Raw genomic sequence first — 25,825 nt, forward strand, 5'->3', positions numbered from 1 at the left:
GATGGGGCCTGTCCCCGAAATCGGTCTACCAGGGAACCTCCAGGGGTTGCGCCCCCATGGCCGCCCACCACAGTTGGAACGGGCCAACCTTCTGTTTCGTCATGGTGATGCTTTCGCCCTTGTTCATGGGAAACGTCCACTGGGGTTTCGAGTAGTCCACGGTGACTCCGGAGATGACGGAGGTGTTGAGGTACACCTCGCCTCCGTTGCTGAGAAGGATCAGGATTCCGTCGTTGTTCGCCGTGAGTGTCACCGTCCGTCCGTCGGGCAGGTCCTTGAGTCGCCGGCGGAAGCTGGTTCCGAGTTTCATGGTGCCGTTGACCGTGAGGTTGCCGACTTCCAGGTCGGGGCGGTTCACACTGATCATCGTGTTGAGGGTGCGTTCGACGGTGTTGTTGCCGGATTGGGCGATGCCGCGCAGGTAGTAGATGGTGGTGCGGCGGATGTCGGTGAGTGGGTAGCTGCGGCGGTTGGTGACGTCGATCTCGGCCGTGTCGTACAGGAGTTTGTAGGTGGCGCCCTCGGATGCTTCCCAGGTGAGGGTGGCCTCGCCGCCGTTGTCCACGACGAGCGGCGTGACGACGAGGTTGCGCAGGTGGAAGCCGGGCGGGAACTTTCCGACGCCGAGGGTGACCGTGTCGGTGCGCCAGGCGGTCGATCCGGCGCGGTATTCGAGTTCGAGGACCACCGGGGCGCTGCCTACTTGGCGGTTGATGCGGATGCCGTCGAGTTGGATGGTGACGCCTTGGCCGGGCTGGATGGTGGCGGTGCCGGAGGGTGGTGCGAACACGATGCGCTGGCCTGTGGGGTCGGATGTGGCGGTCCAGCCGGGCAGGCTGGTGCGTGCGGCGATTCCGGTCAGGTCCAGGGCGAGTTCGGCCGAGGCGGTACCGGTGGGGAGGTACACGGTGAGTTTGCGGGCCTCGATCGCGTCGGCGGCCTGGCGTGAGCCGACGACGACGAGGTTGGCGAGTTCGACGGTGCCGGTGGCGGGCGAGGCGCGGATCGGGTCGGGTTCGGTGGTGAGTTCGTACGACAGGACGGTTCCGGCGGCGAGGGACTGGGAGTCGTCCGGGTCCGCGGCGATGGATTGGGCAACCAGGCTCATGCTGTGGGTTCCGTTTCTGCGATAGGCGGAGTCGGGTGCGCCCCGGTTCGTCCCGGCGACCCCGGGCAGGGGCTGCCCGGAGGGGCCGGTGGTGTGGTCACCTGTTCGGGCTCGCTTCGCGAGTACCTCGTGGGGGGCGGATTCGACGGCGCCCGGGGCGGGAGGAGGCCCCCGATGTCGGTCGGCCACACGGCTGCGCCGTGTCCGGGGCGATCCCGATCGGGTCCAGAGCCGGGTTGGCGGGGGCCGTGCCGGTGAGGATGTGGACGGTGAGCTCGTCGGCCTCGATGCCCGGGCCGGATGCGGACTTCCCACGATCACCGGGTTCGCGCGTTCGATTTCGCCTTGCGCGGGTGATGGCCGGATCGGGTCGGGATCGATGGTCGACTCGTGGACCGGGACTGCCTCGACCTCGGTCGCCCCCGAATCGCTCCCGTCGTCCGTGGACTCGGACAGGACCACACTCGCCCGCAACTCCTCCACCGGCACGGCCACGCGACACTCCCATTCCTTGAGATCTCCGCGAGGGACGTCCGCCGCGTAGGCCGGGCCCTGCGGTACACGACACCTGTCGACGACGACCCGAACCGGCGTGGCGCGGCGTTCGCGGTCATCGTGCCGATCGCCGACAGGCCGAACTACGATCGATCACCTTGTGTGGCTATGACAGTACGAGGAGCGATGATCGTCCGGTAGGCGTAGAACCGGCCGAACCACACCGGAACTTCGCGGCGCACACGTTCCGTCGGCGGGGACCGACGCGTCCACGGCCGAATAGTCGACTGGTTGGATGGTCGTGCGTTCGAGAAGACGACGTGCTTTCGGGGACATCCGGAAAACGCGGGTGGCGCAACGCCACCGGACCGACGCTCCGCGCCCGAAGGCCCTCGGTCCACCGAATCCGACGTAGGACGGCCTCGCGGACACCGGACGAGCCGGCGACGACGCCGGGACGATCGCCGCCCGATCGGGGGTCGACCGCGCGATCGTGCCCGCGTCGTCCCACTGGTCTGTGCGCCCAGGTGGCCGGTGGTTTGCCGTGACGCGACCCCCGGCGCTCGCCGCGCGGTGGTCGAGGTGCGCGGATCCGGCCCGACGCGGTGGCCGCCGACAAGGCGTACTCCTCCCGCGCCAACCGCACCCACCTGCGCACACGCAAGATCAAGGCGGTCATCCCGGAGAAGGCGGACCAGGCCGCAAACCGGAGACGAAGGGGCAGCCGGGGCTGGAACTGTCGCCGGAAAAGACGCTGATCACCCACGCCCGTAAGGGAGCGGCATCCTTCCTCGGATATGAGATCACCGTTCAGCACAATGACAGGCAGGTCACCCACGGCCGTAGGACGGCCAACGGGAGTATTGCCCTACGGGTGCCGGCGGCGGTGATCAGAGAAAAGGCAGCCCCATACTGCAGACGGGGGAAACCCGCGCACCGGCCTCAACTTCTAAACGAGGACGATTACACCATCGTCAGCGTCTTCGGGGCCGAATACAGGGGCATCATCCAGTACTACCTGCCGGCCCAGAACGTATGTCGGCTACATCGGCTGCGATGGGCCATGGAAACCTCGCTGCTCAAGACACTGGCGGCAAAGCATCGCTCGACGGTCTCAAAGATGGCGGCCCGATACAAGGCCAAAGTCGAGACACCGCACGGGCTTCGCACATGCTTCGAAGCCAGTGTCGCCCCGCAGCGCGGGAAGGAAGCCACTGGTCGCGCGATTCGGTGGAATCTCTCTTGTACGACAGAAGGCGGCAGTCCTCACGGACCGCCAAGTGGCCGGTCCTCATCCCAGAAAAGAGCTGATCGCTCGGCTCTTGAAAGGGGAATGCGAGCTCTGTGGGGCGTCACACGACGTACGGGTGCACCACATCCGGAAACTCGCCGACCTCGACAGGGGCAGGTTACTCCCTCAATGGAATCGGGTCATGGCGAAGAAGAGGCGCAAGACCTTGGTGGTCTGCACCGATTGTCACGACGCCATCCATGTCGGGAAGCCGACTTGCCGGATCACGGAATAGGTCACTGGAGAGCCCGTTACGGGGAAACTCGTACGGCGGGTTCGGAGGGAGGCCGTGCGGAAAAGGACCCGCCCAGAAGCGGACACCTCGCCGCGCGGCCTACCCAACCAACAAGCTCAAGGCCTGGCGCGGACTGGCAACCCGCTATGACAAAACCCCCGAAAGCTACCTGGCGGTCCTCCACCTGCGAGGCACGATCATCTGGATCCGCAGCCTCCGCCCCGCCGAATAACCACAACTCCGTACACGCCCTGGCACCACGCGCTGATGGCCCGTCGCCCCGACAACCCGCAACGCTCTCTTCCACAAGCGTGCCGCAGACCACCCGCAGATCCTGGGCCTGCGGCACTGCCGCTGCCGCGGCTTGTCTTCGCCGCGGATGTCAAGACTCGCGTGGTTGCTACGACTCTGCGGTGAGTCGCTCTCATCCGGGGAGCGGCCCGAGGGCAAGGATCTGGCATGGGAACGTTGGCGGAGAAGAAGGCCTTGGTGACCGGGGGGTCGCGGGGGATCGGGCGGGCGATCGTGGTGAGGCTGGCTCGTGAGGGCGCGGCGGTGATGTTCAGCTTCAAGCACGACCAGGCGGCGGCTGAGGACGTGGTGGCCGAAGTGGCGGCCTTCGGCGGGCGGGCGATCGCGGTACGGGCGGACCAGGGGAGTCTGCCCGACCTGAAGCACCTTTTCGCCGAGGTCGACCGGAGCCTCGGCGGGTTGGACGTGGTGGTCAACAACGCGGCGATCAATCCGATGGGGAGCATCTGCGACGCCTCGGAGAGCGACTTCGACGAGGTCATGGCCGTCAACACCAAGGGGCCGTTCTTCATCATCCAAGCGGCTGCCGAAAGGCTCGGCGAGGGCGGGCGGATCGTCAACATCTCCTCGTCCGGCGCGGTGCCGGGTCTGGCCCTGTACTTCGCCAGCAAGGCCGCGCTGGAGGCGATCACCGCGGTCGCCGCCCACGAGTTCGGTCCCCGGGGCATCACGGTCAACAGCGTGACCCCGGGAGCCACCGAGACAGACATGATGCGCGCCGCGGCCGGGGAGCATCTGGAGCAGGCCGTCGAGCACGTCGTTTCCCTGACGCCGCTGCAGCGGCTCGGACGCCCGGACGACATCGCCGGCGTCGTCGCCTTCCTGGCCGGGCCCGACGGGCAATGGATCACCGGTCAGAACCTGCGCGCCTCCGGCGGCCTGATGGTCTGACGGTCGCTGATGATGCGAGCGACCAGTCCCGCGGAAGAGCGCGGGACTGGTCGTTCCGGGAGCAGCCCTCGCGTGGCGAGGGTGGTTCGGGTCAGCCCTGTTGGAGTTTGTAGAGCTCGCCGAAGAGGCCGCCTGCGTGGACGAGTTCGTCGAAGGTGCCGGTTTCGACGATGTGTCCGGCGTTCATGACGAGGATGCGGTCGGCGTTGCGGACGTTGGCGAGGCGGTGGGTGACGAAGACGGTGGTGCGTCCTGCGGCGAGGGTGCGCAGGCGGGTGAAGACGTGGTGTTCGGCGCGGGCGTCGAGGGCGGCGGTGGGTTCGTCGAGGATGAGGAAGGCGCTGTCGCGGTGGAAGGCGCGGGCGATGGCGATGCGTTGCCATGGGCCGCCGGAGAGGTCGTGGCCGCCCCACCAGGAGCGGGCGAGGCTGGTGTCCAGACCGTGGGGCAGGGCCGTCAGTGCGGCGTCCGCTCCGGCGGCCTCGGCGGCGGTGTGCACGGCGTCGTCGCCGGTGGGTGTGGGGTGTCCGAGGTCGATGTTGTTGCGGGCGTTCATGGGCCATCGGGTGTAGTCCTGCGGTACGGACGCCACGCGTGTCCACAGGTGTTCGGGGTCGGTGTCGGTGGTTCTCACGCCGTCCCAGGTGACGGTGCCGGTGTCGGGGAGGTAGAGGCCGGTGAGGAGTTTCGCGAGGGTGGTCTTGCCACTGCCGTTCTCGCCGACCAGCGCGACGACTTCGCCGTGGTGCAGTTCCAGGGACAGGTTCTCGACGGCGGGGGTGTCGCGGTCGGGGTAGGTGAAGGAGACCTGCTCGGCCCGTACCAGGGCGGGCCCGGTGGTGGGGAGCGGGACGGTGCCGCGGGCGGTGCGCCACTGGGTGGCGTCGTTGAGGAAGGCCCGCCAGTCGTCGACGTACAGCCCGGTGTGGAAGACCTTCGCCCGCTGCGCGGACCATGGCGTCGACGGCCGCCGACGCGGCGCGGATGCCGGCGAACACCGACGCTCAGGTTTTGCGCAGCTCCAGGACCAGGACGTCGTGCAGGACCGCGCCTTCCCACGGGTGGGCGCCGCCCACTCGCCGGTATCCCAGGTTGCGGTACAGCGTCTGTGCGGCGTCCGCGTCCGGGCGCGCGTTGAGCAGCACCCGCTCGTGCTCCGCGTCCCGCAGGACCGCCTCGTGCAGGTCCCGGCCCACGCCGCGCCCTCGGGCCTCGGCGAGGACGGCGAGTTCGATCAGCCCGAACGTGCGGTGTCCGTCCTCGCGGCGGACCTCGTCGGGGACGGGTTCGGTCAGGGTGTCCCACCAGCCGGTGTCCGCGGACAACGCGTATCCGTAAGCGATGCCCAGCGCGCGGCCGCCGTCTTCGCGCGCCACCGCGAGCCGAAAACTCGCCTTCCTGCATTGCCGGCGGAATCGGCGCCCGTTCGCGGCGACCTCGCTCGCGGTCTTGCCGTAGGGGGGTTCGGCGAACACCGCGCCGTAGGTCGCGCTCACCTCGTCCTCGAGTGCGGCCGCCGCCGGCCCGTCGTGCCGCTCGATCCTTACGTCGCCCACGCCCCGCCCCCTCGTTCGCGTTCGTGTCCCAGCCGTTTCACCAGTTCGCGCGCCGCTGCGGTGTCGACCCCGGTCATTGCCCGGCCGAACCGGCAAGACCGACGGAAACGACAACTAGCAGAAACCGGAGCAGATCGCGATGACCCTTGTGTCGATCGCGGAGCGCCTGGGCGGGGACACCTGCCTCGCCCGGGCGTTGCACCGCGACTTCCTGCACGTACCCGGCAGCCCCGCCGACGTCGCCGGGCTCTGTCCTGGGACGCACTCAACGACATCCTCGCCCACCAGCGCCTGGAGCCGCCCCGGCTGCGGCTCGCCGTCGGTGGCGACGCCCTGCCTCAACACGACTACACGATGCCCGAGACCAGCCGCCGCAACGTCGTCGTGCACCGCCTCCAGCCCGGCCACCCGCACGAGCGCCTCGCCGCAGGAGCCACCCTCGTCCTGGACGCCGTCGACGAACTTTATGGCCCGCTCGGCGGGTTCGCCCAGGACCTCGAACGGTTCACACGCACCGGCGTCCAGATCAACGCCTACGCGTCCTGGACCCCCGTCGAGGGATTCGGCGTCCACTGGGACGACCACGACACCGTGATCGTCCAACTCGACGGCTCCAAACGCCGGCGCCTGTACGGCTCCACCCGCACAGCGCCGCTGCACCGCGACGTCGCCGTCCCCGAACCCCCGCCCGACACACCGATCACCGACCTCGTCCTGACGGCCGGCGACGTGCTCTACGTGCCGCGCGGCTGGTGGCACGCGGTGACCGCAGACCAGGGACACCCCTCGCTGCACATCACCGCCGGACTTCAGACCCGCACCGGCGCCGACCTCCTGGCGTGGATCGCCGACAACCTGCGCCGCGACGCCGACTTCCGCCGCGACCTGCCCGTACACGCCATCCCCGCCGAACAGATCGCACACGTCGAACGCCTGGGCAAACTCGTCCTTGCCGAATTCACCGACCCCGACCTGTTCGGCGCCTACGCCGCCTCCCGGGACGCCCTCTACCCGGGCCGGATGCGCCCCTCGCTGCCCCACATCGGCGACGTCCCCGCCGACGGCACCCTCGCCGTGCGTCTGACCACCGCCCGCTCCCATCTGCGCACCGACCCCGTCACCGACACCACCGTCCTGACCGCCAACGGCAAGGAGTTCGCGTTCGCCGCGGCCACCGAGCCGATGCTGCGGCCACTCGCCGAGGGTCGCGGCGCAACGCCGGCGGAGTTGGCCGCCCGCGCCGACCTCGGGATCGCCGACGCAGCCGCCGTCGTCACGGTCCTGGTCGCCGGCCAAGCCGCCACCATCGCCGGGAGCCCGACGTGAACGCCCGCCTGGGATTGGGTACCTACCGCTGCCGCGACAAACCGGCTGGCAGGAACGCTGGGAACGCCTACGTGATGCCGAACACCCGTTGGGCCAGTCCACGCCGTCCCCGGGAGTTGGATCCGCCGCCGGGATGCTCGGGTGGGATGGCGCCGTCGAAGGCCTGGAGCCGTCCACCGCCCTGGAGAAGCCGTGGTTGGGGCGCCCCCGACTGGAACGCCTCGCGACCCCGCCGCGTCAGCGCCAAGTCCTCGCGTGGACACTCGCCGGCTTCACCCCTTCGGAGATAGCCCAGGAACTCGGCCTGACCAGTGATGCCGTGCGCGCGAACCTGATGAAGGGCCGACGAAGGGCGGCGCTTTACCTGAAGACGCGAGAGGAGAACCGGTGACCGACCGCCAGGCGCAGGACGACGTCGCCCTCGAGTTCGATCGACACCGGTACGTCCTCGCGGTGGGCCTCGAGCAGGCATTGGACGTGGAAGCCGGTCTGCGCGAGATCCTGCTCCACTCCCGCCACGCCACCCTCGTCGAGAATCTCGCCGACGTCCTCGACGTCGAAAGCGGGTTGGCGGCGATCGTGCCGCAGGAATACTCGGTGCGGACCCAGTCATGGCCCGATCCCGTCTCTTCCGACCCGATCCGATCCGCCCGCGACACCCGGGAGGACCAACGCGCCCTCCTGGAGCGATTCGTGTGGTCGGTCGAGCCTCGGCAACGGCTCGCCCTCCGCGGCAGAACGCAGGTTACGGCGACCCTGCGGGACTACGAACTCGCCTTCCGGATCGCCAAGGAACTCGAACACGCGCACCGCCACGCCGCAGGTCTCGTCGACTATCTCGCCGACGCGGCCCGCTTGGATCCACGCGGCGAGCACGTGCGCGCCAGGGCCCGGGAGCATCACACCCTGCGCGGAATCAGTCGCGTCCACCACAACGTCCTGAACTTCGCGTCCCATGTCCTTGCCCGGGCCTGGACGCCCGACGAAGTCCGCAAGTACGCCACGAGACTCACCGACTCCGTGGGAGACGCCCTCGACTGCTCCGAACGTCTCCTCGACCCCAAGGCGTGGCCACAGCCCCTGATCCCGACCGAGATGTGGAGCCAGGCGGACTCCACGAACCTCATGCACGCCCTCATCGCCGCGATGGAATGCGCCGGCCACCTGGCACAACGATTCCTCAGCGAGACACGCCACGAGATCGGCCTCGTTCTCGGGCGCTTCCCCCTGGGACTGAACGGACCCTCGTTGAGGGCACTGCTCCACGACTTCACGACCTCGGACCTACGCGGCGTGACGCTGACCGAAGTCGACCTGGCGGGAGTGCGCTGGTCTGGGACCGGAACACGATGGCCTGAGACGATCGACATCGAAGACCTCAAGGACCGCTCCCAAGAAAGCCCGAAAGAGAGCGGAATCTACGTCGTCCGGCCGCTAACGGCCCCAGCCACGGAATCCGCCCCATGGAACCCGACGTGATGACCCCTGCCGCGCCACGTGTGCCCGGGGCCGTGGACAGCGTGCCCGACCACGGGTGTTCGGCAAGGGCCGAGCGAAGTTCCGCGTGCGTCGAATCGCGTCAACCCCGATCGGTCGACATCGATTCGGAGCCGACTCCGTACGCCTGAACGGCTCGCCGACGCTTTCGAGGCGGGTCTGCCCGCCCCCGCAAGCCGGTGCGTCCCAATCGGGAGACACGCGCCGCCATCCCAAGGCCCGACGGCCGTTGTTGGTCGTCAGGACGGCGGCGCGTGCCTCGCCGGCGGGCTTCTTGGCCGTGGTCGCCGCGTCGACCTGCCTGCTCAGGGAGGTGGCCTTATTGAGCGAGGCGGTTTGGGTGATGCGTGGCCTCGTGGCCCCAGCCGCGCGGCGTCTGGGAGGTCACCCCGGGGCACGAGGGGGAGAGCGGCCGATGAGTCGTGGGCGGCCTGAGCGCGACCCCGACCCCGCCCTGCACCCGGATCGCCTCGCCCTGGCCAGGGAGTTGCGCGACTGCCGCAAGGCGTCGGGGATGACCGTGCGCGAGGTCGCGGACAAGGCGCATTGCTCGCCTTCCTCCGTCTCGCATGCGGAGAGCGGCAAGCGCCTGCCGAGTCCGGGGGTGTTCCGCTGCATCGTGCGCGCGACCGGCGGCAACGCCGCCTCGCCCCTGTGGAGCCGGCTCTACGCTGCGGCGACCCTCGCGGCCACGAGTCTCGCCGGCCTGTTCCATCAGGTCTACGGGCACATTCACCACTGAACCACGCGAGAGCCCCCGCCCGACGTAGCGCCGCCGGGCGGGGGCTCTGCATGTACATGCCCGGAGCGCTGGCGATGGCTGGCCTGCTTCTTGCGCGTTCGCGCCGGTGGCGAGTGGGTGATGCTGTTCTGTGGGTTCGGGGTCCGGTCGGGGCTTGTTTCAGATCCGGTTGCGGCGGTGGAGGCGGAGGGCTTTGGCCATGGCGAGGGTGGCGCCGGTGGTCAGGAGTGCGCGGATGCCGTTCCAGATGTTCCAGGTGGTCTCGAAGTCGGTGCGGGCCTTGGTGGGGTCGGCGTCGCCGGTGGAGGCGAGCATCTCGTTGAGGGGGACGTTGATGCCCGAGGTGGTGAGGACGGTGGTCGTGTAGAGGGCGAGTGCGCCCAAAGCCCACTTCATGGTGGTGCCGCCGCCGCGCTTGCGGAGCTTCCAGGCGGCGACGGCGGGTGCGGCCAGGGCGCCGAAGAAGACGGCGAAGAAGAGCGGGTTCTCGATCCCTGTGTTGATGCTCTGCATCGAGTTGACGAACCCGGCGTCGTCCTTGGTGGAGAGCATGGGCATGACGACGGCGGTGAAGGCGACGTAGGTGCCGGCCATGAGGGCGTTGGCGACGGTTCCGGCGGTGAACCAGCGGCCGACGGTGTCGCGGGTGCCGGCGACGGTGTCGGGCGAGGCGGCGGCGGTGAGGATGTGGTCGACGGCGGCCATGGCGAACTCCCGGGAAATCGACGGCGGGTGAGGGGAGGAGCGGGTCGCGGTCTCCGCGTTTCGCCGCTCCGTTCTTCGACACCTCAAGACTCCCGTTCGCGTCCGCCTCGAACAACGGCCGTTCCCGCAAGCACGGTTAACCCCGGGGTTACCGATACAACCGGGGACATGCTCGGACGATCACTCCACCCGACGCGTTCGCCCGGAACGCCGAACGGACCGTCGCCCGGCTGCGACCATGCTCCGATGACTGAGACCACCGCGACTCCGCCGTGCCTGCAGTGAACGAGCCCAGGGACAGCCGAGACCGGCCGTCCCCAGGCTCGCGCGCACCGACAAACGCTTCTCGCGCGAGACTGCGGGTCGGGTTAGAGCCGACCGGTGGCGTGGTCGACCGGGTGTCCCCGCAGCAGACCGGCGTACTTGATCACTTCAGCCTGGATTGCGCGGGCGTCACCGTCGCCGTTGGCGATCTCGTCCAGCACGTTCTGGATGTCCCACATCATGCGGTGGGGGAGGGGGATGACGGCGGCCGGGGGATTGACCCCGCTCACGGACACCCCCCAGCCGAGCTGGATTTCGGGGTCGTTGTCCGGGGTGACCTGCTCGACGACGGTGTCGTCGCAAGCTCCTCCGGCCTTGGCCTGGACGACGAAGTCCCGGGAACACGTTCCTTGCCGGCGACCCGGACGCATCCGGGGCTGCAATGTCCGTGCATCTGCAAACTTTGCAGGTCAGAGCCATATGCAACGTGCGCTCAGGGCCGGTTCGTGTGACTACTCTGCTGTCGTGCTCAGCGGGCCGACGCCGAAATGGCGACGGCCCCCGGTTGCCTCCGGGAGCCGCCTGTTTCACAGAGTCCGACGGATGGAGACTGAATGCCCATCGACGAACCACGCCCATGCTGTCATGCCCGCTTGTCGGTTGCGACACCCGCCGATGAGTATCACCGACACATGGTGATCGACCGGATCTTGGCGACATGGACGGCCGGCGCGGTGCGGCAGGACCGGCCAGTGGTGGTCTTCGTCGGCGGTCAGCCCGGCGCGGGGAAGACCTCGATCGCCGATCTGGTCCAGGTGGTACTCGATCGTCGTGGCGGCACGGTCCGCGTCGGTGCCGATCTCTACAAGCCCCTCCACCCCCGCTACGCCGAGGCCCTGTCCGAGGACGTGCGCACCGCCGGCGCGGCGGTGCGAGCGGACACCCGTCGTTGGCAGGTCGCAGTCGAGGCGCATGTGCGGGACCGGGGTTTCGACGCGGTGGTGGAGACCGCGCTCGCCGACGTGGACGCGTTTCGCGCCGACGCGGCGGCGTACAGGTGGGCGGGTTTCCGGGTCGAGGTCGTCGCGTTGGCGACGCCGGAAGCCCTGAGTCAGTTGGGGATCCTGGACCGCTATGTCACCGGCGCGACCGCCGCCGCGGGCCGGTACGTGTCCTGGGAGAACCACGACGCCTGCGCGCGGGCGTTACCGCAGGTCCTGGCAGTGATCGAGGCAGAGCAGCTGGCGGACCGGGTTACCGTCGTGCGCCGGGACGGCACCGCGCTGTACGCCAACGAGGCGGGCGTGGATGGTGAGTGGGTCCGCCCGGTGGGAGCCGACACGGCCGTGGTCGGCGAGCGCGCCAGACCGTGGACCGCGCCGGAGACGATGCGATTCCGAGCGGATCTGGCCGACACCGACCGGCGCCTGCATTGCGAACCGCTGGCCGAGGACCACCGCTTGGCCGTCCGACGCGACGCGGAACGGGCCGCGGCCCTGGCCGAGCCGGTCCGGCGGATCGCCCGGGCGATCGCCGAGGCACCCGGCGTCGACTACCACCGCCTGTCCGCCGCGGAACACCAATGGATCTTCGACGAGTTGCTCGTTCCGGACCTGGGGGAGATCACCGCGCACGAGCGCCCGGTGGTGGTGTACGTCATGGGCCAGCCCGGCGCCGGCAAGACCCGCGCGGCGCGCCTGGTCCACCGCGCCATGCGCCACCGCCGACCCACCGGGATCACCGCCGAGGACTTCAAGGTCTCCCACCCCGACTACCTGCAACTCCTCCGGGAACGCCCCCGCACCGCCGGCGAACGCGTGCGCGCCGACTACCGTGCCTGGCGCGACCAGGCCATGGCATACGTCCGCGCGCGCCGCGGCGACATGATCGTCGAGATCTCCCCGGGCAGCGCCGACGCGTTCCTGGCCGACGCCGCCGCGGACCGCCGCGCCGGCTACCGGGTCGACCTCGTCGTCCTGGCCGTCCGCGCAGCGGACAGCCGCCAGGGCACCGCCGCCCGCTACGCCCGGGTAGGCAGGTCCGGCCCGGCCCGATTCACCACGGCCGCCGGGCACGACCGGTGCCTGCGCGCGGTCCTGGACTCGGTCCACGCCGCCGAGCACGACTCGCCGGTGGACTCGGTGACGGTCGTGCGGCGCGACCACACGGCGACCTATCGCAACGACCGCGGCCCGGACGGGCGGTGGACCCGTGCGGCGGGCGCCGCGTGGGCGTTGCTGGGCGAGCAGCGGCGTCCCTACACCCCGGGCGAGGCGGCCGAGTTCCTCTCGATCCACCGGTGGCTGACGGCGGTGTTGCCGCAACACCGGTCCGAGCTGGCGGACATCGCCAGCCTTGCCGCGCCCCTGATGCCCGCGCCGACGCGACTCCAGTCCCTGGGCACGCCCACGTCGCGGGCCGGGCTGCCCGTCCCGTCCCCGCGGACCGCGCCGGAATTCGGTTACGGCTCTTCGGTGAGTTCCCTGAAACGCGCGTCGTAGAGGGCTGTGATCTCCGCCGCCCGGTCGGGGTCGGCGTATTTCAGCTCCCGCCGGTCGCTTACGCACGCCTGCCGCTCGGCCCGCAAGCGCGCCAGACGTCCGGTGTCCGGCGCGGCCGCCCTGGTCTCGGCCAGGATCCGCTCGGTGTACCAGGCGATCACCTGGCCCACCGTTTCGGACCCGCCCTCGTGGTCGGCCGTCTCGGAACGGTCCGGGACTTCGGGTGATGTGTGTGGGGCGTCGTCGGGGGCGGGGTCGTGCACGGAAGCCGCCTTGGGATCGGGGCAGGAGAGATGGCGAGGGCCATTGGGTGGCGCGCCCGGCCGGGGGCCCGGCGCGGGTTCTGTCCCGACGGGGGACCGTCCTGTCGGATGCTTTCCCCGATATCGCGGCTGCGGCCGAACGGGACCTTCCCGAAGACGTGCTGCTGGACGGCGAGCTGGTGGACTGGCACGACGGCAAGCTCGCGTTCGACCTCTTGCGGAAGCGGATGAACCGAACCCGGGCCGGGGCCTCGAAGTTGGCGTGGGAGAGTCCGGCGAACTTCGTGGCCTTCGACCTGATCCCTCGGGATCGGGATCTCACCGCGTTGCCCTACACCGAGCGCCGCTCGGCCCTGGAGGCCCTGTTCGCCGAGTACGGGCTCGGCCCGCCGTGGGTGTTGTGCCCGTCGACGACCGACCGCGCTCTTGCAGAGCGGTGGATGCGGGAGTGGGCGCCGGCGGGGATCGAGGGCCTGATGGTCAAGGACCCGCGACAGCGGTATCTGCCGGGGGAGCGCCGGTGGCGCAAGTTCCGATAGCGAGCGGAATTGCGCTGGATGCAACATTCGACGCGGGCGGCAAACGGGGCTGACCTGCAGGTCACGGCGGATCTCGGGCGGCGGACTCTGTCCGCCGCCCGAGGCTTGACCAGCGCCCCGTAACCGATTCAACGATGTTGCGTTGGACGCAACGCGAGCGTGGACCTGCCGGAAGTCTCCCATTTGGTGCTGGTCGATGGTGTCGCCCTCCTGGATCCCCAGCGGCGATCTTCGAGGCGGTCAATAACCTTCGTGCCGGGATGAGGTCGAAGCGAATGGTCAGGCCGAGACTCTTAGCTTCTTTGACCATGCGGCGCATGGCGCCTTTGGGTTGCTGCGGATCGTTGATGTTGATGGAACTATCTGCGAGATGTGGGCGTGATCCGTGATGCCGAGCATTTCGGATGGACAGGTCACGGGGGTGGCGGGTGGAGCGGGGCGCTTTGATCGCGGGCAGGTACGAGTTGACGCGAGAGCTCGGTCGAGGGGGCATGGGCGAGGTCTGGGCCGGACGTGATCGCCAACTCCACCGCAACGTCGCCGTCAAACTCCTGCACCACGACGACCACGCCCCGCCCGAGCGGATCCGCCGATTCGAACGCGAGGCGGTGGCCGCAGCCCAGATCAACCACCCCAACATCGTCGCCCTTTACGACCGCGGCACCCACGACCACCTGCAATTCCTGATCATGGAGTACGTCGAGGGCACCAGCCTGGCCCAATACCTGCGCGGGCGCGGTCCCCTGGCTCTGGACCGGGCCTTGGAGATCACCGAGGAGATCTGTGCCGCCCTCGTCGCGGCGCACGAGGCGAACGTCGTCCACTACGACGTCAAGCCTTCGAACGTCATGCTCACCACGGCCGGCTCCGTCAAGGTCGTGGACTTCGGCATCGCCGGCTTCACCCACTCCCACACCTTCACCGTCACGCCCACCACGATGCTTTCCCCCGCCGGAACCGCCCAGTACGGGGCGCCGGAGCAGTTCCTCGACGAACGCGGCGACGAACGCTCCGACCTCTACGCCCTGGGCGGCGTCCTTTTCGCCCTGCTTACCGGGGCGCCTCCCTTCGGCGAAGGCACACCCTTGTCGGTGATCCGTCGCAAACTCGACGAAGACCCTCCGGAGGTGACCGAACTTCGCCCCGACGTCCCCGCGCCGGTGGCCCGGTTCCTCGCGGACCTTCTCCGGCGCGACCCCGAAGAGCGCCCCGGATCGGCGGCGGCAGTCCACCGTCGCCTCGCGCAGCTGCGCCCGGACACCACCGACCGAGATACCCACGGCACCGAGACGGAGGTCATCCGGCCACTCGCGCGGACTCGGGCGCTCGACGCATCCCAACCGGGAACCGCAGACGTCGAGTTCGCGCAGACGGTCGCGCGCCGATGGGCCGTGAGCAGGGGCGTTCGACTTCTGGCGGGCCTGTCGATGTCTCTCGTGGTGGTCGCCATCGCCTACTACGCCGTGGTCGAACAGCGTGATCGGTCGGACAACGCCGCCGCCGGTCCGAGCGCGACCGTCACTTCGGCGCCCCGGTACCAGAGGATGCCGGACCTGTGTGGGGACCTGCAGCGCAATCAGATGCGGGGGAGGAAGGAATTGGCGGCCTATGAGCTGTCGAAGATCACCAACGACAGCCGGAACGCGAACTGCGGGTGGAAGGGCGGCCCCGACAACCAGGGGTTCGAGCTGGTCATCAGCTCGGTGCTAGGCGGCGAAGGACCCCCGCAGGAAGAGATGAAAGCGTTCACGCCCGGCCCCGATCCCTTTGGTGGCAGTACCTCCAGCAAGCTGGCGAACGGGCCCGGGGACGAGGCGGTGCAGACGGTGATGGACGAGGCGATCTCGAAGATCGGCACGCACAACACCACCTACGTCCGGTTCCGGCGGGCCAACCTCGTCATCGAGATCAAGTACAGGGAGTTCGGGAACTTGGGCGCGAACCACAAGCAGAGGGTCACCACTTTGGCGAACCAGTTCGCCGGCTACCTCGACGAGTTCCTCAAAAACGAGCCGAGCAACCACGAAAAACCCGTCTGGGGTTGAATCACGCCGTCTCTGGGCCCGGTCGGCGGCCACAACGCGTTGCGTGTCCACCTCTATCGGCTCGCCCGGCTCCAACCCCACGACATCGTGAATAGGCATGATCACGGTCAGACCGGCCAGGGCTGAGATTACAGAGCGAGGGGTGGGCGCCACGCGCTCAATGAAGGCCCTGGGTCGCGGTTCTCAGGACGGTGGGTTCAACCGGGCGTCGATCCCAAACACGTTCCGCAGGATGTTCAAAGCGACGCTCGCTTCGGCGAACACCGAGGACGGGTCCACACCGTCCATCACCCTGCGCATGGCCTCCCCGCCACCCGTGCGGGGATATGAGCGTCAGGGATACCCTCGGTGACAGCGGCCTCCCGAGCCCGGGCGTCTTCGTCGGACTGGCGACGACCCTGCTGAGCTGACGTCTGGGCGCTTGCCCTGGGTAACGCGGCGCCGACGCGGCTGACGGGTCCAACCCGATCCCGCGTAGACGACAACGCACCCGAGTAGCACACGCAACGAATACGTGGTTTGCACCCGTACTGCGGAACACGACCGAGGCCGTGATCGGGGCGGTCGCCGGGAGCATCTCGCAGCCCACCACGGTGTTGTTCGGCCGGTTCGACGACATTGGCCTGCTGAGGTCCGTCGGCCGCAGTACGGTCCCAGGCCGCCGCGTGGCCGCCGCTGTGACCGCTCGGCTGGCCCCGGCCGCCGACGACCACCCTTGGTACGGCCGCTCGTTCTCGACCGCGTGGGGAAGCCGCGAGAGACACCCGATGATCCCGGTGGAGCCGGACATGGTGGCCGAGGTCGCGGTGGACACGGCGTTCGACGAGGGCCGGTGGCGGCACCCGGTCCGGCTGCTGCGCCTGCGCGAGGACATGGCGCCGGTGGATGTGCCGACGTTCGGCGAGGGCGACCGGCCCGCCGCCGGCTGAGCCCGGACGTGCGAACACGCGGCGCGGCGCTCGGAACCCGTCTCGGAACCGAGATGTCGCGAGGAGTTGGGCACTATATGGAATGATCCAGGCCGGTTGGTGGCCCGCCCCGTTCTAGGCACACGGCCACCAGGCATCGATGTGATCGATCCGGATTCGCACCTTCTGCCGCCTGGCCTCCCCGATCCCCACGTCCGGATCCGTGTGCATGTGCAGGTATGCGCTCGCGTCGTCCTCGGCGCTGTGGTTCTTCTCGTATTTCTGCTTCTGCGGCGGGGAGGGCAGCGCCTCATCCACAAAGGCGGCGACGGCGATCACGCGACCGGTCAGCACAGTCCCTCGGATCAACACCTGAATCCGGTAGGGGGCACTACGGGATTGTTCATCCGAGGCATCAAGAGATATGAATTTCAGCAAAAGGTCTGAATGGCTCATATAGGTATTCTGCTGCACTAATCGGGCCTTTGCTCGTTGTAGATAGCCGGCCCGCCGCTGGCTGACGTTGCCCTCGGGGCTGGTCGGTTTCGGGTGCGGGTCAGAACGGTGCGGGTCCTGTGCCGGTGATGTGGGCGTGGTGGTCCAGGAGGCGGTCGACCGTGAAAGGCGCCGTGTGCCGGGCGGTGATCGGAGCACATGTGCAGCCGCTGCTGCCGTCCGGCACCGTCGCCTGCACCCCCGGTGGCGTCAACGCCTCGGCCGACGAGTTCACGATCACGGTGCAGGGCCGCAGCGGGCACGCCACATCTATATCCTCGGCAAGGCACTCGGCGGGGGCATCGTGCCCGTCTCCGCAGTGGTCTCCCGTCACGACGTGCTGAGTGTCATCCGCCCCGGCAGCCACGGCTCCACCTTCGGTGGCAACCCACTGGCCGCCGCCGTCGGCCATGCCGTGGTCGGGCTGCTGCGCAGTGGTGAGTACCAGGCCCGCGCGGCCGCTCTCGGCGAGCGGCTGCGCGGCCGGCTGGAGGATCTGACCGGCCGGGGCGTGGTCGCCGTCAGGTCCCGTGGCTTGTGGGCCGGTGTCGACCTCGACCCCGCACTGATCACCGGACGCGATGCCTGTATGCGGCTCCTGGACCACGGCGTGCTCGCCAAGGACACCCACGGCTCCACCCTCCGGCTCGCCCCGCCACTGGTCATCGAGCCCGATCAACTGGACTGGATGTGCGATCGGCTGGGCGAAGTCCTGGCACAGGCCAGGGCCTGATGTCCGGCGGGCAGCGTCGGGCACGGCCGGAGGAGCCGCCGGTTCCCCCGCCGACTTCGAAACGGTGTGCCGGGCTGTGCCAAGAAGGGGATTCGTCGTGACTGAGGCGTATGACAGGCCGGAACTGCGCGTGGACATGGCGCCGTTCGTCGGCAGGGCCGCGGAGCTCGGTCGGCTGGACTGCGTGCTGGAGCGGCTGGGGGATAGCGGTCCGTCGGTCGTCGATGTCACGGGTGAGGCCGGCATCGGCAAGAGTCGGCTGCTGGTGGAGTTCTGCGAGCGGGCCCGCCGCCGGGGGCTGACCGTGCTGCGTGGCCGGGCTACGGAGTACCCGGCGCGTCGGGTCGCCGGTCGCGCCGAAGGCGAATATTGCCGCCTTCTCCTCGATGCCGGGAGGGGGTCGCCATTCTCGACGACGACTTGGCCGGGAAGTCGCCGATGAGGTTTTCGTAGAAATGCTCGACGATGTCGGAGGTGGGTTGGGTGTCTTCGGTCGTGTGGTGATGGAGGGAGCCTGTGACCGCGAGGTGCGGGCGATCACCCACCTGTCCGCCGCACGACACGGCTTCACCGTCCGCGACGTCCCGAACCCCCGTGGACGCGATCGCCTTCCGTGACGTGACCGAACGACTCGCCCCGGCTGACCTCGCCACCGCCCCGCCCGTCCCTGGCGATCCGCTCCCCGAACGCACCGCATACCCGAACTCGTCGGCCGGGTACCAGATTGCCGTCAACGGCCGGTACGAGACGTCCCGGCCGAAATCGGCCGCACGAACGCCGAGGAGTTGCACACGTCGATCCTGACGACCGGGATCGACGGCGACACGACACGGATGTACGACCGGCTCGACCGGCGGCACGGCCCCGGAGCGTTCGCCGCGCTGTTCCTGTCCCCCGGATCCCTCGCCGCCGACACGCCGGACAGGACCGGCTTCACCCTCGCCGGCGGACAGGGCGCGTGATCGCCTCCGGACAGGCGTGCGGGCGGCGCGTTCGGTGTCGGAGGGCGGTGGCAGCATGATCGAAGTGAAGTTCACTCGTACCACTCCTTCGCGTCCGGTCGACGTCACTGCGGTCTTCCCCGAACTGGCTCCACTGGCGCGGGCTGCAATACGACTCCACCCCCGCCCCGGATCCCCGAGCATGCACGAGAGTTCCGTCGGGGGGCCGCTGCGGTGGCCCGCCGACGAGCCATGGCCGCACTGCGACCGACCGCATCCGGACAGCGGCACGGCCGAAACACTGACGGAGATACGGCTACGGCACGTGGAATCACGATTGCGTCGCGACCCCGACGACCCCCGACACGAGCCTGAGGAAAAGGCGATCAGGGAGCGGTTGGAGCGGCTCCGTGAGGGAGTCGGCACCGGGGGCGGTCCGGTCGCGATGCTGCCCGTGGCCCAGCTGTACGTGCGGGATGTACCCCTGCTCCGACCGCCCGGGAACGCCGATCTGCTGCAAGTCCTGTGGTGTCCCTTCGACCACTACCTCGAGTCGGGCGACTACATGCCCTTGACCGCCCTGTTCTGGCGATCGGCCCGCGAGATCGTCGACGTCCTGGTCACACCCCCGGAGCCGTTCGAGGCGCAGTCCTACTACGTGCCCCAGCCGTGTCTCCTCGCACCCGAGCCGATCGTCGAATACCCCAACCCCCTGGAGTTGGGCCAGGAACCGAGACAACGGTTGCAGGACCCGGACAGATGGCGCACGGTCGGCGAGGAACTCGACAGGTGGCAGACAGACGACGTCGACCCCTACCCCGAGTACCCGGAGGACTTCTACCGATATCACCTGTCCACCGCTCCCGGCTGGAAAGTCGGCGGCCGGCCCCACTGGGGCCTCACCGATCCCGGCATCCGGCTCTGCACCGCGTGCGAAACCGAGATGGTCCCCCTGCTGAACATCGACTCAAGGGAATGGAACAGCATCCAACACAGCTGGATCCCCCACGAAGACCAAGCTCCCGAGCCCTGCGCCGACGACGCGCACGACCCGACCAAAGTCCAGATCTTCGACCTCAACCATCTGCAGTTCTACATCTGCCCCCACTCCCCCGAACACCCACACACGGCCATGGTCCAGTAGACCCGCCCCCGAATGGACCGCCGCGCCCCAAGACCGGCAGCATCGACTCTCACTCCGGCTCCCCAAGCCTCGCGCCCCCGTGACGGCCGGAACACGGCGCAGGCCACCGGCCGCGATGACAGCGGTAACGGCGACCACGGCGGTGAGGCTGGAGACCACCAGAAGGGACCGGGCACCGCCGTCCCATTCCACGCCCGACGCCGAGAAGGGCCCCTCGCCCTCGGCCAAAAACTCCGGAGTCACTGCGCGGGAGTCCATGGGGCTGGGCCGGACCGGCCGTCGTCCCGCCCGAGCACCCCCTCCTTCCCGCCCCCCGACGAGGTCCAGGACGTCATCCCGCACCACCACCCCATATGGCCAATACCGACCCCGACAGCATCGCCTACGGGGGCGGCGGTTGAGCCACCGCTGGTGAGCCGCCGGGGCATCGGCGCCGGCCCGTAGCACCCGGCGACCCGGCCCATAAACGACCACTTCGTCGGGCCCCGCCCGGAGCGACCCGAAGCACCCCCGCCACCACACCCCTCGAATCTCACTGCGAACCTCACACCCACCGAACACGAACACCCCCACTCGACACCGCAGTTCACCACCGCGTGCCGAGTTCGGTGAGCAGCCCCACCCGTTCCTCGCTCAACGAACTCCGCCGGGTGCGTCGGTTGTTGACCCATTTGCCGAGCCGCACGTCGACGACCCCGCCGCCCTCACCCACGCCGCCGTCGGGTCCGGCCGCCGTCTGCGTCGCCACGGTCTCGACGTGTGCTCTGGGCACGTCCAGGTGATCCATCCGGGTGTGAGCTCGTCGAGGCTGCCACAGCGTGCGCGGTGGAGGCGTGTTTCGTTGGCGGCCCTCTGCCAGGCGATGGTCCATCCTTCAGGTCGCCACCACGGGTCCAACTCCCGGAGTGCGGCTGTGATTTCGCAGTGGTTGTTGGTGTGTAGGCGGTGGTGTGAGCTGGGGTGTTGCAGGTTGGGTGAGAACGTTTTGTGGCCGTCCGGGCGGGGACCGCGGGGGCCTGACCTCGCGGTGTCGCAGTTTCGTTGAGAAAGCCGGGGTATGTTTCGCATAGCCCTGTATGTCTAAAGGACCGGACCGTGTTTGTGCTGGTCACGGAGCTGTGGCCTGGTCGCAGGGTCGGGGCGGCCTACCGCTTGGGTGGGCGGGACCCGGTGGTGTCGGGGCGATGCCGGGTTTCGGCGGTGTGGTCGAGGCGGATCGCGTCGAGGCTGGTTTTGGTGATCTTCTTGGTGCCGTCGTCGATGGCGGTGATGGCGGCTTGGCGGGTGAGGCGGGTGAGGCTGCCGATCCGGCCGGCGGTGCGTTGGCGGGTGGTAGGCGGCGAGGCGGCGGTGGTGTCCCCGCGCGGTCGGTGCGCGTTTCGGTGGTCCGTTGCCGGCGGCCCGGGCCCGGGATCATCGGCGTGCGTATGTTCGTGACGAGGGTGTCGATGGCCGGGGTGTGGATGGTGACGAACGCGGAGTGGTAGGCCAGGCGTTGTTCCCGGCTGCGTGGCGGGGCATCGGGCTCGGGCGGTGTCGGGGGTGGTGCGGCCACGAAGTTCTGCCAACCATGCCAGGTGGTGACCGGCCGGGACTGTTCCGTCGTGTCCATACCCTCGCCACTCGGGCCGTCGCCCGAGTGCACGCCGAGGCTCACCATTTCAGGGCCTCCTCGTGGGCGTCGTAGAGCTCGTAGCCCGTGTACGGCGGGGCGGGGGAGTCGAGTTCGTCTTCGTCGGTGTCCGACCCCGCCGGCCGTGACTCGTTGAGGCCGTCGTCGAGCTCGTCGAGGCTCTCCTCGCCTTTCCCCGGGGCGCTGTCGCCGAGGTCCTGCTCCCGTCCTTCGTGCACGGAGCGTGCCGGTGGGGGGATCCGGGTGGGTGTGCTGCGGGCGAGGAGGCGTTGTTCAGTGCGGGTGGCCCCTCCGGTGCGGGCGCGGCACATGAGTCGGTCGAGGGCTTGCGCGAGGTTCGCTTCGTGGATGTCGGCGTCGGTGTGGGGGATGACGGTGGCACGCAGGTACCGCCTGGTGGGTTTGTCGAACGGGTGGTGGGCGTGGTCGCGGTGGAGCCGGGGGATCTGCGTCGACTCGCCGTCGGGCAGGCGGATCCACACCCGGCGGCCGTCGAGCGGGTTGTGGTGGACCTCCCATTTCCCGCCGCGAGCGGCGATCCGGAGGACTGCCCGCGGAGCGGGCCCAGGACCTCGTGGTCGTAGGTGCGGCGGTCGAGGGGGCAACCGGGACACAGTGGATATCGCCTGGACACAGCCTCCTTGTCCGCGGTGGACGGACGGTGGACAAGGGGCCGGCGGACATCTCGAAAACCTTGCGCATCGCACTCGCGGCGCACCGCACCGGGATACCGCCGACACTTCTGCGATCTCCGGGCCGCCGCGCCTCGCCCGGCGTGCGATGCCTCGGCGGACCCAATACCGTCGCCTTGTCAGCGGAACGGACACGCGTGACCGCGCCGCCGAGTCGGGGTGCGGCGAGGGGTGGTCACGCTCCGATGGTGAGGGCGCCGTCACCGAGCGGTTCGTCGGGGAGGACCCGGCCCTGGCGGCTCACCTGGTAACCGGCTACGAGCACGCGCGGAAACGAGCTGTCCGCCATGAGGACTTCAAGGTCTGACACTCCCCGTACCGATGCCCCGGTCTCCGTCCGGTAGCGCCCAGCAAGCACGCGCGGACCTTGCCGGGCGCCTCCGGCAGATCACGGGGCGCCCCGGCCGGGACCGGCGGGGGCGCCCTCGGTGCGTGCGGGTCGGGTCAGGGCTGTTCTGCCGGGCTGGACGAGGCGATCGGGAACCGCGTCGGGCCCAAGGTGGGCAGCGTGGCGGGGTCGGCGGGCGGCGGCGGGACGTAGGCGGCGAGGATCGGCGCCCAGGCCGGGTTCCTCAGGATGGACAGGGCCTGCTCGTCGGTCAGCGGCAAGGTGCTGCGGGTGGGCTTGCCGTTGTCCGACAGTTCGCCGTTTCCGTAGCTCAGTTCGACCATGGTCTCCCCGGCGACGTAGTTGACGGCCTTCCAGGCGATGCCCTTGTCCGGAAAGGGTTTCTCGAAGGTGCCGAGCAGCGTTCCGTCCGGTGCGTTGCGGCAGCCGCCGAAGTTGTTCTCCTTGGGCTTCGGCTTGCCGTCGGCCATGGTGCACCCGAAGAACCGCTTGCCCACCATGTGGAAGGTCACCTCGACCACGCCCTGGCCGGTGTCCCAGGTGACCTTCGCGTAGAGGCCGCCGTCGACGGCGGTGTTGGTTGTGACCTGCTTCGTCCCCCCGGGCAGCAGGCTCGTAATGATCGGACCGAGCTGCTCGGCGAGGGGATTTGGTGCCACCGGCTGCGCCGGCAGCTCGGGGTTCACGCCGCCGAACCGTCCGTCGATCCAGGACGGCGACGGATCCGCTGCGGGCCCCGCCTTGGCCGCCGGACTCGTCCCCAGCTGTGCCGCGCCCAGCACGCCCGCCGCGATCACTCCCACAGCAAGGGTCGCGCCGACGGCCTGCCCCAACGCGCGCCGCCGGGCCCGGCGGCGGCCGCCCTCGGCCGCCCGGACCGCCAGCCCCGCGCCCGGAGGGATCGCCAACTCGTCCAGTTCGGCGCGCAGTTCGCTGCGAAACAGGTCTTCGGTCTCCACTACGTGCCCTTCCACGACGTCGGTTCCTCTCATGTGTGCCGCTGTCTCCGCCGCCGGCCATTCCGCCGTGCGCCGTTTCCTCACGGCCGACCCTCCGCAGCGGCCTTGCGGGTCAGCTCCGGCACGCGCTCGCGCAGCCTGGCGAGTGCGCGCATCGCGCCGGTCTTCACGGCGGACACGCCCATGCCCAGCCGCCGTGCGGTCTCCTCGACGCTCAGGTCCTCCCAGTACCGCAGCACCAGCAGGGCGCGGTCGCGTGGTTCGAGGGTGTGCAGCGCGTCGACGAGGGTGAGCCGCAGTTCGGGGTCGCCATGGGCAGGGGCGGGGGTGCGGGCCAGTGCGTCGGCATCTATGCCCGTCATCTCGCCGCTGCTCTTGCGACGGCGCCCGTCCAGGAACGCGTTGATCAGGACGCGCTTGGCGTAGGCCTCCGGGTGCTCCTGCCGCTCGAGCTTCGGCCACGCGACGTAGACCTTCTCCAGCGCGGTCTGCGCGAGGTCCTCGGCCAAATGCCAGTCGCCGCAGAGCAGGTAGGCGGTGCGGCGCAGCACGGTCTGGTTCACCTCGGCGAACTCGGCGAATCCGATGCGCTCCCTGTGGAACCAACCCATCCTTCTCCCCGCTCCGTCGACGACCTAGCAGAGTCTTAACGTGTCGAACCGCCGGTTCGGTCACACCCTTCCGAGGGGCGGTCAGGGCGGGGCCCGTGAAGGTATTGCGCAGTGGAGGCCGGACTCAACGCGTCCCGCGTCGCGGAGCAGGCAGGCTGGTACCCCTCGAAGTCTTCTCGCCTGCTCAACGCAACGACCCCGGCGCCGTGCCCCCCGCACCGTCGACTTCTTCGACACCGACGCCGGCCTGTGAGCCCCATGCGACCTACGGGTTCGGCAGGATTCGCAGCCGGACACGGCAATTGCGACTGCCCGCGTGTCGGTGACGCGAACAACGTCCGCCATCGCGCGTCGGCGCGGCACCGCCCACCCGGTGCCCGCCGATGTCCGCGGCTGGGCCCGGCAGTTGGGACGGTCCACCGGAATGTCGACGACGGGAGTGACCGATGAGCACAGTGAACAAGTTCGGCGCCGCGTGCGTGAACCGCAGGTGCAGCATCTATGTGGCGCCCCGCGCGGGCGTCCTCACCCGCGCCGATGGCGGCCAGTGGGTGACCTGGTGCACCGCGTGCGCGCCCGACGCGGGTCGGGGGGCCGCGTGCGTCCGAGCCGACGCAGATCCGGAAGGACCGGCAGGGGCGACACCCGCCTGACGGCCCGGAGTACCTGCGCTCCCTTCGACGTCAGGGAGGGGGAGCCTGCGACGATCGACGTGGGCTCGGGATCGGCTCCGCCTTGGCGAACGGGCCGTTGACGCCCACCGGCGAGCGGATTTTCGGCTGACGACCGCGATCAGCGCGGCACGGCAGCACACAGCGGATCAGCCCGGAACGCGAACGGGCAACAGCGGCGGCATACACCTGTTACGCCTGACTTACCCGATTCTCTTGGGAAACCGCTCACACACGTCACCCGCCGGCGCCTACGCGACGCCATCGGGGAGAACACTGGTGCGCGTCACTCGTCCTCGGCCAGGACCCGCCGCGCGTCCTCGACCGCCCCGGCCGCGGTGTACTCGGCCGCCGCGCCTGCGCGCGCCTCGCGGGCCCGTGCCGTGTCCCCGGCGCGGGTCCACAACTCGGCGAGTGCCTCGCCGGTCTGCCCGGCTTCGTGGTGGTCGCCCGTCTCGCGGCACGCCGCGAGGTCCTCGCCCATGGCCGTGATCGCCTCGTCGATGTGCCCGACCGCCGCCAATGCCCGACCCAGGTTGAACCATGCCGATCCCGCTCGGTGCCGGTCGCCGAGGCCGGTGAACAGGTCGAGGGCGTGGGTGTGGGCGGTGATGGCGTCGTCGAATGTTGTCGGCCAGGATCAGCACCGCCTGCCCGTCGCGGTCGAGGGTGTCGAGGGCCGAGCGGTACAACCCGGCTCGCTCGTCGGGTGACCGCGGGATGTGGACGGGATCCACCCCGAGGGCGCGCAGCAGGGCTTCGAGGGCTTGGTCGCCGGTGACGGGGTCGGGGTCGTAGCCGCGGAGGTTGACGAACATCGCGTGTTGGAACCGGCCCCGGTCGAGCAACGCGTGTGCGGCGGCGAGTGCGAGGGCGGTCTTCCCGACGCCGCCCATGCCGGCGACGGCCGCGCACACCA

At 69.5% G+C, this 25,825-nt stretch carries 26 protein-coding genes and 2 pseudogenes; 16 read left to right on the forward strand and 12 right to left on the reverse strand.

Translation table 11 applies throughout. The features are described from left to right. Positions 1 to 25: 25 nt before the first annotated feature. Entirely contained in the window at positions 26 to 1,108 is a 1,083-nt protein-coding gene (locus OG928_RS45105) for a hypothetical protein (protein ID WP_331767823.1), read from the reverse strand. A gap of 1,082 nt (positions 1,109 to 2,190) precedes the next feature. Here OG928_RS45105 and OG928_RS45110 point away from each other — a divergent pair. The 3 genes and pseudogenes from OG928_RS45110 to OG928_RS45120 all read left to right on the forward strand — a co-directional run. Further along, a pseudogene (locus OG928_RS45110) lies at positions 2,191 to 2,334 on the forward strand (IS5/IS1182 family transposase); the annotation flags it as partial. After that, positions 2,334 to 3,129 (forward strand): annotated as a pseudogene (locus tag OG928_RS45115) (group II intron reverse transcriptase/maturase); the annotation flags it as partial. The pseudogenes OG928_RS45110 and OG928_RS45115, both read left to right, overlap by 1 nt. 459 nt (positions 3,130 to 3,588) lie before the next feature. Further along, complete coding sequence (locus OG928_RS45120) at positions 3,589 to 4,332, forward strand: SDR family oxidoreductase (protein WP_331767824.1); 744 nt, start codon at positions 3,589 to 3,591, stop codon at positions 4,330 to 4,332. 91 nt (positions 4,333 to 4,423) lie between these two features. Here the strand turns inward: OG928_RS45120 and OG928_RS45125 are convergent, their stop codons facing one another. After that, positions 4,424 to 5,251: an ATP-binding cassette domain-containing protein gene (locus OG928_RS45125; protein WP_331768336.1), complete on the reverse strand. Its 828-nt coding sequence runs from the start codon at positions 5,249 to 5,251 to the stop codon at positions 4,424 to 4,426. 85 nt (positions 5,252 to 5,336) lie between these two features. Beyond that, positions 5,337 to 5,888 carry a GNAT family N-acetyltransferase gene (locus OG928_RS45130; protein ID WP_331767825.1) on the reverse strand — a complete coding sequence of 184 codons (552 nt, stop codon included), beginning with the start codon at positions 5,886 to 5,888 and terminating at the stop codon, positions 5,337 to 5,339. Positions 5,889 to 6,242: 354 nt separating this feature from the next. Here OG928_RS45130 and OG928_RS45135 point away from each other — a divergent pair, with 354 nt between their 5' ends. The 4 genes from OG928_RS45135 (at position 6,243) to OG928_RS45150 (ending at position 9,453) form a co-directional block, all read left to right on the forward strand. Then, positions 6,243 to 7,214 carry a JmjC domain-containing protein gene (locus OG928_RS45135; RefSeq protein ID WP_331767826.1) on the forward strand — a complete coding sequence of 324 codons (972 nt, stop codon included), beginning with the start codon at positions 6,243 to 6,245 and terminating at the stop codon, positions 7,212 to 7,214. 133 nt (positions 7,215 to 7,347) lie between these two features. Then, on the forward strand, positions 7,348 to 7,605 hold the full coding sequence (locus tag OG928_RS45140; RefSeq protein ID WP_331767827.1) for a sigma factor-like helix-turn-helix DNA-binding protein: 258 nt from the start codon (positions 7,348 to 7,350) through the stop codon (positions 7,603 to 7,605). Beyond that, a complete protein-coding gene (locus OG928_RS45145) occupies positions 7,602 to 8,693 on the forward strand; it encodes a hypothetical protein (RefSeq protein WP_331767828.1) in 1,092 nt (363 codons plus the stop codon). Before OG928_RS45140 ends, OG928_RS45145 begins: the two co-directional genes overlap by 4 nt. Before the next feature lie 433 nt (positions 8,694 to 9,126). Continuing rightward, entirely contained in the window at positions 9,127 to 9,453 is a 327-nt protein-coding gene (locus OG928_RS45150; protein ID WP_331767829.1) for a helix-turn-helix transcriptional regulator, read from the forward strand. Between the two features lie 159 nt (positions 9,454 to 9,612). Here OG928_RS45150 and OG928_RS45155 read toward each other — a convergent pair whose 3' ends face one another. Further along, positions 9,613 to 10,158, reverse strand: a complete 546-nt coding sequence (locus OG928_RS45155; protein ID WP_331767830.1) for an anthrone oxygenase family protein — start codon at positions 10,156 to 10,158, stop codon at positions 9,613 to 9,615. Positions 10,159 to 10,526: 368 nt separating this feature from the next. Next, positions 10,527 to 10,853 (reverse strand): hypothetical protein, encoded by a 327-nt coding sequence (locus OG928_RS45160; RefSeq protein ID WP_331767831.1) that lies wholly within the window; start codon positions 10,851 to 10,853, stop codon positions 10,527 to 10,529. A gap of 261 nt (positions 10,854 to 11,114) precedes the next feature. Here OG928_RS45160 and OG928_RS45165 point away from each other — a divergent pair, with 261 nt between their 5' ends. Next, the gene (locus OG928_RS45165) at positions 11,115 to 12,923 is read left to right on the forward strand and encodes a zeta toxin family protein (RefSeq protein ID WP_406291900.1); all 1,809 of its coding nucleotides are present in this window, start codon (positions 11,115 to 11,117) and stop codon (positions 12,921 to 12,923) included. Here the strand turns inward: OG928_RS45165 and OG928_RS45170 are convergent. After that, positions 12,884 to 13,186, reverse strand: a complete 303-nt coding sequence (locus tag OG928_RS45170; protein ID WP_331767833.1) for a hypothetical protein — start codon at positions 13,184 to 13,186, stop codon at positions 12,884 to 12,886. The genes OG928_RS45165 and OG928_RS45170 overlap by 40 nt on opposite strands. On the opposite strand from OG928_RS45170, the gene OG928_RS45175 reads away from it, so the two are divergent. The 3 genes from OG928_RS45175 to OG928_RS45185 all read left to right on the forward strand — a co-directional run bounded on the left by OG928_RS45175 (position 13,150) and on the right by OG928_RS45185 (position 16,699). Continuing rightward, the gene (locus OG928_RS45175) at positions 13,150 to 13,725 is read left to right on the forward strand and encodes a hypothetical protein (protein WP_331767834.1); all 576 of its coding nucleotides are present in this window, start codon (positions 13,150 to 13,152) and stop codon (positions 13,723 to 13,725) included. The two genes, OG928_RS45170 and OG928_RS45175, sit on opposite strands and share 37 nt — an antisense overlap. Before the next feature lie 404 nt (positions 13,726 to 14,129). Then, a complete protein-coding gene (locus tag OG928_RS45180; protein ID WP_331767835.1) occupies positions 14,130 to 15,770 on the forward strand; it encodes a serine/threonine-protein kinase in 1,641 nt (546 codons plus the stop codon). 665 nt (positions 15,771 to 16,435) lie between these two features. Continuing rightward, positions 16,436 to 16,699, forward strand: a complete 264-nt coding sequence (locus OG928_RS45185; RefSeq protein WP_406291902.1) for a hypothetical protein — start codon at positions 16,436 to 16,438, stop codon at positions 16,697 to 16,699. Positions 16,700 to 16,813: 114 nt separating this feature from the next. On the opposite strand, the gene OG928_RS45190 is transcribed toward OG928_RS45185, so the two are convergent. Then, a complete protein-coding gene (locus tag OG928_RS45190; protein ID WP_406291904.1) occupies positions 16,814 to 17,134 on the reverse strand; it encodes a hypothetical protein in 321 nt (106 codons plus the stop codon). Positions 17,135 to 17,309: 175 nt separating this feature from the next. Here OG928_RS45190 and OG928_RS45195 point away from each other — a divergent pair, with 175 nt between their 5' ends. From OG928_RS45195 to OG928_RS45210, 4 genes are all read left to right on the forward strand, one after another. Next, positions 17,310 to 17,906: an aminotransferase class III-fold pyridoxal phosphate-dependent enzyme gene (locus OG928_RS45195; RefSeq protein WP_406292137.1), complete on the forward strand. Its 597-nt coding sequence runs from the start codon at positions 17,310 to 17,312 to the stop codon at positions 17,904 to 17,906. Between the two features lie 97 nt (positions 17,907 to 18,003). Further along, positions 18,004 to 18,348: an ATP-binding protein gene (locus OG928_RS45200; protein ID WP_331767839.1), complete on the forward strand. Its 345-nt coding sequence runs from the start codon at positions 18,004 to 18,006 to the stop codon at positions 18,346 to 18,348. 343 nt (positions 18,349 to 18,691) lie between these two features. Further along, positions 18,692 to 18,868 carry a hypothetical protein gene (locus tag OG928_RS45205; RefSeq protein WP_331767840.1) on the forward strand — a complete coding sequence of 59 codons (177 nt, stop codon included), beginning with the start codon at positions 18,692 to 18,694 and terminating at the stop codon, positions 18,866 to 18,868. A 304-nt stretch (positions 18,869 to 19,172) separates the two neighbouring features. Beyond that, on the forward strand, positions 19,173 to 19,991 hold the full coding sequence (locus tag OG928_RS45210) for a hypothetical protein (protein WP_406291906.1): 819 nt from the start codon (positions 19,173 to 19,175) through the stop codon (positions 19,989 to 19,991). 586 nt (positions 19,992 to 20,577) lie between these two features. Here OG928_RS45210 and OG928_RS45215 read toward each other — a convergent pair. The 4 genes from OG928_RS45215 to OG928_RS45230 form a co-directional block, all read right to left on the reverse strand. Continuing rightward, the gene (locus tag OG928_RS45215) at positions 20,578 to 20,763 is read right to left on the reverse strand and encodes a helicase associated domain-containing protein (RefSeq protein ID WP_331767842.1); all 186 of its coding nucleotides are present in this window, start codon (positions 20,761 to 20,763) and stop codon (positions 20,578 to 20,580) included. Between the two features lie 881 nt (positions 20,764 to 21,644). Further along, positions 21,645 to 22,106 (reverse strand): hypothetical protein, encoded by a 462-nt coding sequence (locus tag OG928_RS45220; RefSeq protein ID WP_331767843.1) that lies wholly within the window; start codon positions 22,104 to 22,106, stop codon positions 21,645 to 21,647. Positions 22,107 to 22,760: 654 nt separating this feature from the next. Then, positions 22,761 to 23,639 (reverse strand): hypothetical protein, encoded by an 879-nt coding sequence (locus OG928_RS45225; RefSeq protein ID WP_406291908.1) that lies wholly within the window; start codon positions 23,637 to 23,639, stop codon positions 22,761 to 22,763. 65 nt (positions 23,640 to 23,704) lie between these two features. Next, positions 23,705 to 24,235 carry a SigE family RNA polymerase sigma factor gene (locus OG928_RS45230; protein WP_331767846.1) on the reverse strand — a complete coding sequence of 177 codons (531 nt, stop codon included), beginning with the start codon at positions 24,233 to 24,235 and terminating at the stop codon, positions 23,705 to 23,707. Between the two features lie 446 nt (positions 24,236 to 24,681). Between OG928_RS45230 and OG928_RS45235 the strand changes: the two genes are divergently transcribed. Next, positions 24,682 to 24,888: a hypothetical protein gene (locus tag OG928_RS45235; RefSeq protein WP_331767847.1), complete on the forward strand. Its 207-nt coding sequence runs from the start codon at positions 24,682 to 24,684 to the stop codon at positions 24,886 to 24,888. A 304-nt stretch (positions 24,889 to 25,192) separates the two neighbouring features. Here OG928_RS45235 and OG928_RS45240 read toward each other — a convergent pair whose 3' ends face one another. Further along, complete coding sequence (locus OG928_RS45240; protein WP_406291910.1) at positions 25,193 to 25,429, reverse strand: hypothetical protein; 237 nt, start codon at positions 25,427 to 25,429, stop codon at positions 25,193 to 25,195. Positions 25,430 to 25,825: the final 396 nt, after the last annotated feature.

Origin of the sequence: Embleya sp. NBC_00896 (genome assembly GCF_045207785.1) — a bacterium.
In the GTDB taxonomy this organism is placed as follows: domain Bacteria; phylum Actinomycetota; class Actinomycetes; order Streptomycetales; family Streptomycetaceae; genus Embleya.

Bases quoted from the DNA above. Each gene is read 5' to 3' on its own strand.
- OG928_RS45105 (WP_331767823.1), bottom strand. From the start codon at position 1,108: ATGAGCCTGGTTGCCCAATCCATCGCCGCGGACCCGGACGACTCCCAG.
- OG928_RS45120 (WP_331767824.1), top strand. From the start codon at position 3,589: ATGGGAACGTTGGCGGAGAAGAAGGCCTTGGTGACCGGGGGGTCGCGG.
- OG928_RS45135 (WP_331767826.1), top strand. From the start codon at position 6,243: ATGCCCGAGACCAGCCGCCGCAACGTCGTCGTGCACCGCCTCCAGCCC.
- OG928_RS45140 (WP_331767827.1), top strand. From the start codon at position 7,348: ATGCTCGGGTGGGATGGCGCCGTCGAAGGCCTGGAGCCGTCCACCGCC.
- OG928_RS45150 (WP_331767829.1), top strand. From the start codon at position 9,127: ATGAGTCGTGGGCGGCCTGAGCGCGACCCCGACCCCGCCCTGCACCCG.
- OG928_RS45155 (WP_331767830.1), bottom strand. From the start codon at position 10,158: ATGGCCGCCGTCGACCACATCCTCACCGCCGCCGCCTCGCCCGACACC.
- OG928_RS45160 (WP_331767831.1), bottom strand. From the start codon at position 10,853: ATGCGTCCGGGTCGCCGGCAAGGAACGTGTTCCCGGGACTTCGTCGTC.
- OG928_RS45165 (WP_406291900.1), top strand. From the start codon at position 11,115: ATGGTGATCGACCGGATCTTGGCGACATGGACGGCCGGCGCGGTGCGG.
- OG928_RS45175 (WP_331767834.1), top strand. From the start codon at position 13,150: ATGTGTGTGGGGCGTCGTCGGGGGCGGGGTCGTGCACGGAAGCCGCCT.
- OG928_RS45180 (WP_331767835.1), top strand. From the start codon at position 14,130: ATGGACAGGTCACGGGGGTGGCGGGTGGAGCGGGGCGCTTTGATCGCG.
- OG928_RS45190 (WP_406291904.1), bottom strand. From the start codon at position 17,134: ATGAGCCATTCAGACCTTTTGCTGAAATTCATATCTCTTGATGCCTCG.
- OG928_RS45230 (WP_331767846.1), bottom strand. From the start codon at position 24,235: ATGGGTTGGTTCCACAGGGAGCGCATCGGATTCGCCGAGTTCGCCGAG.
- OG928_RS45235 (WP_331767847.1), top strand. From the start codon at position 24,682: ATGAGCACAGTGAACAAGTTCGGCGCCGCGTGCGTGAACCGCAGGTGC.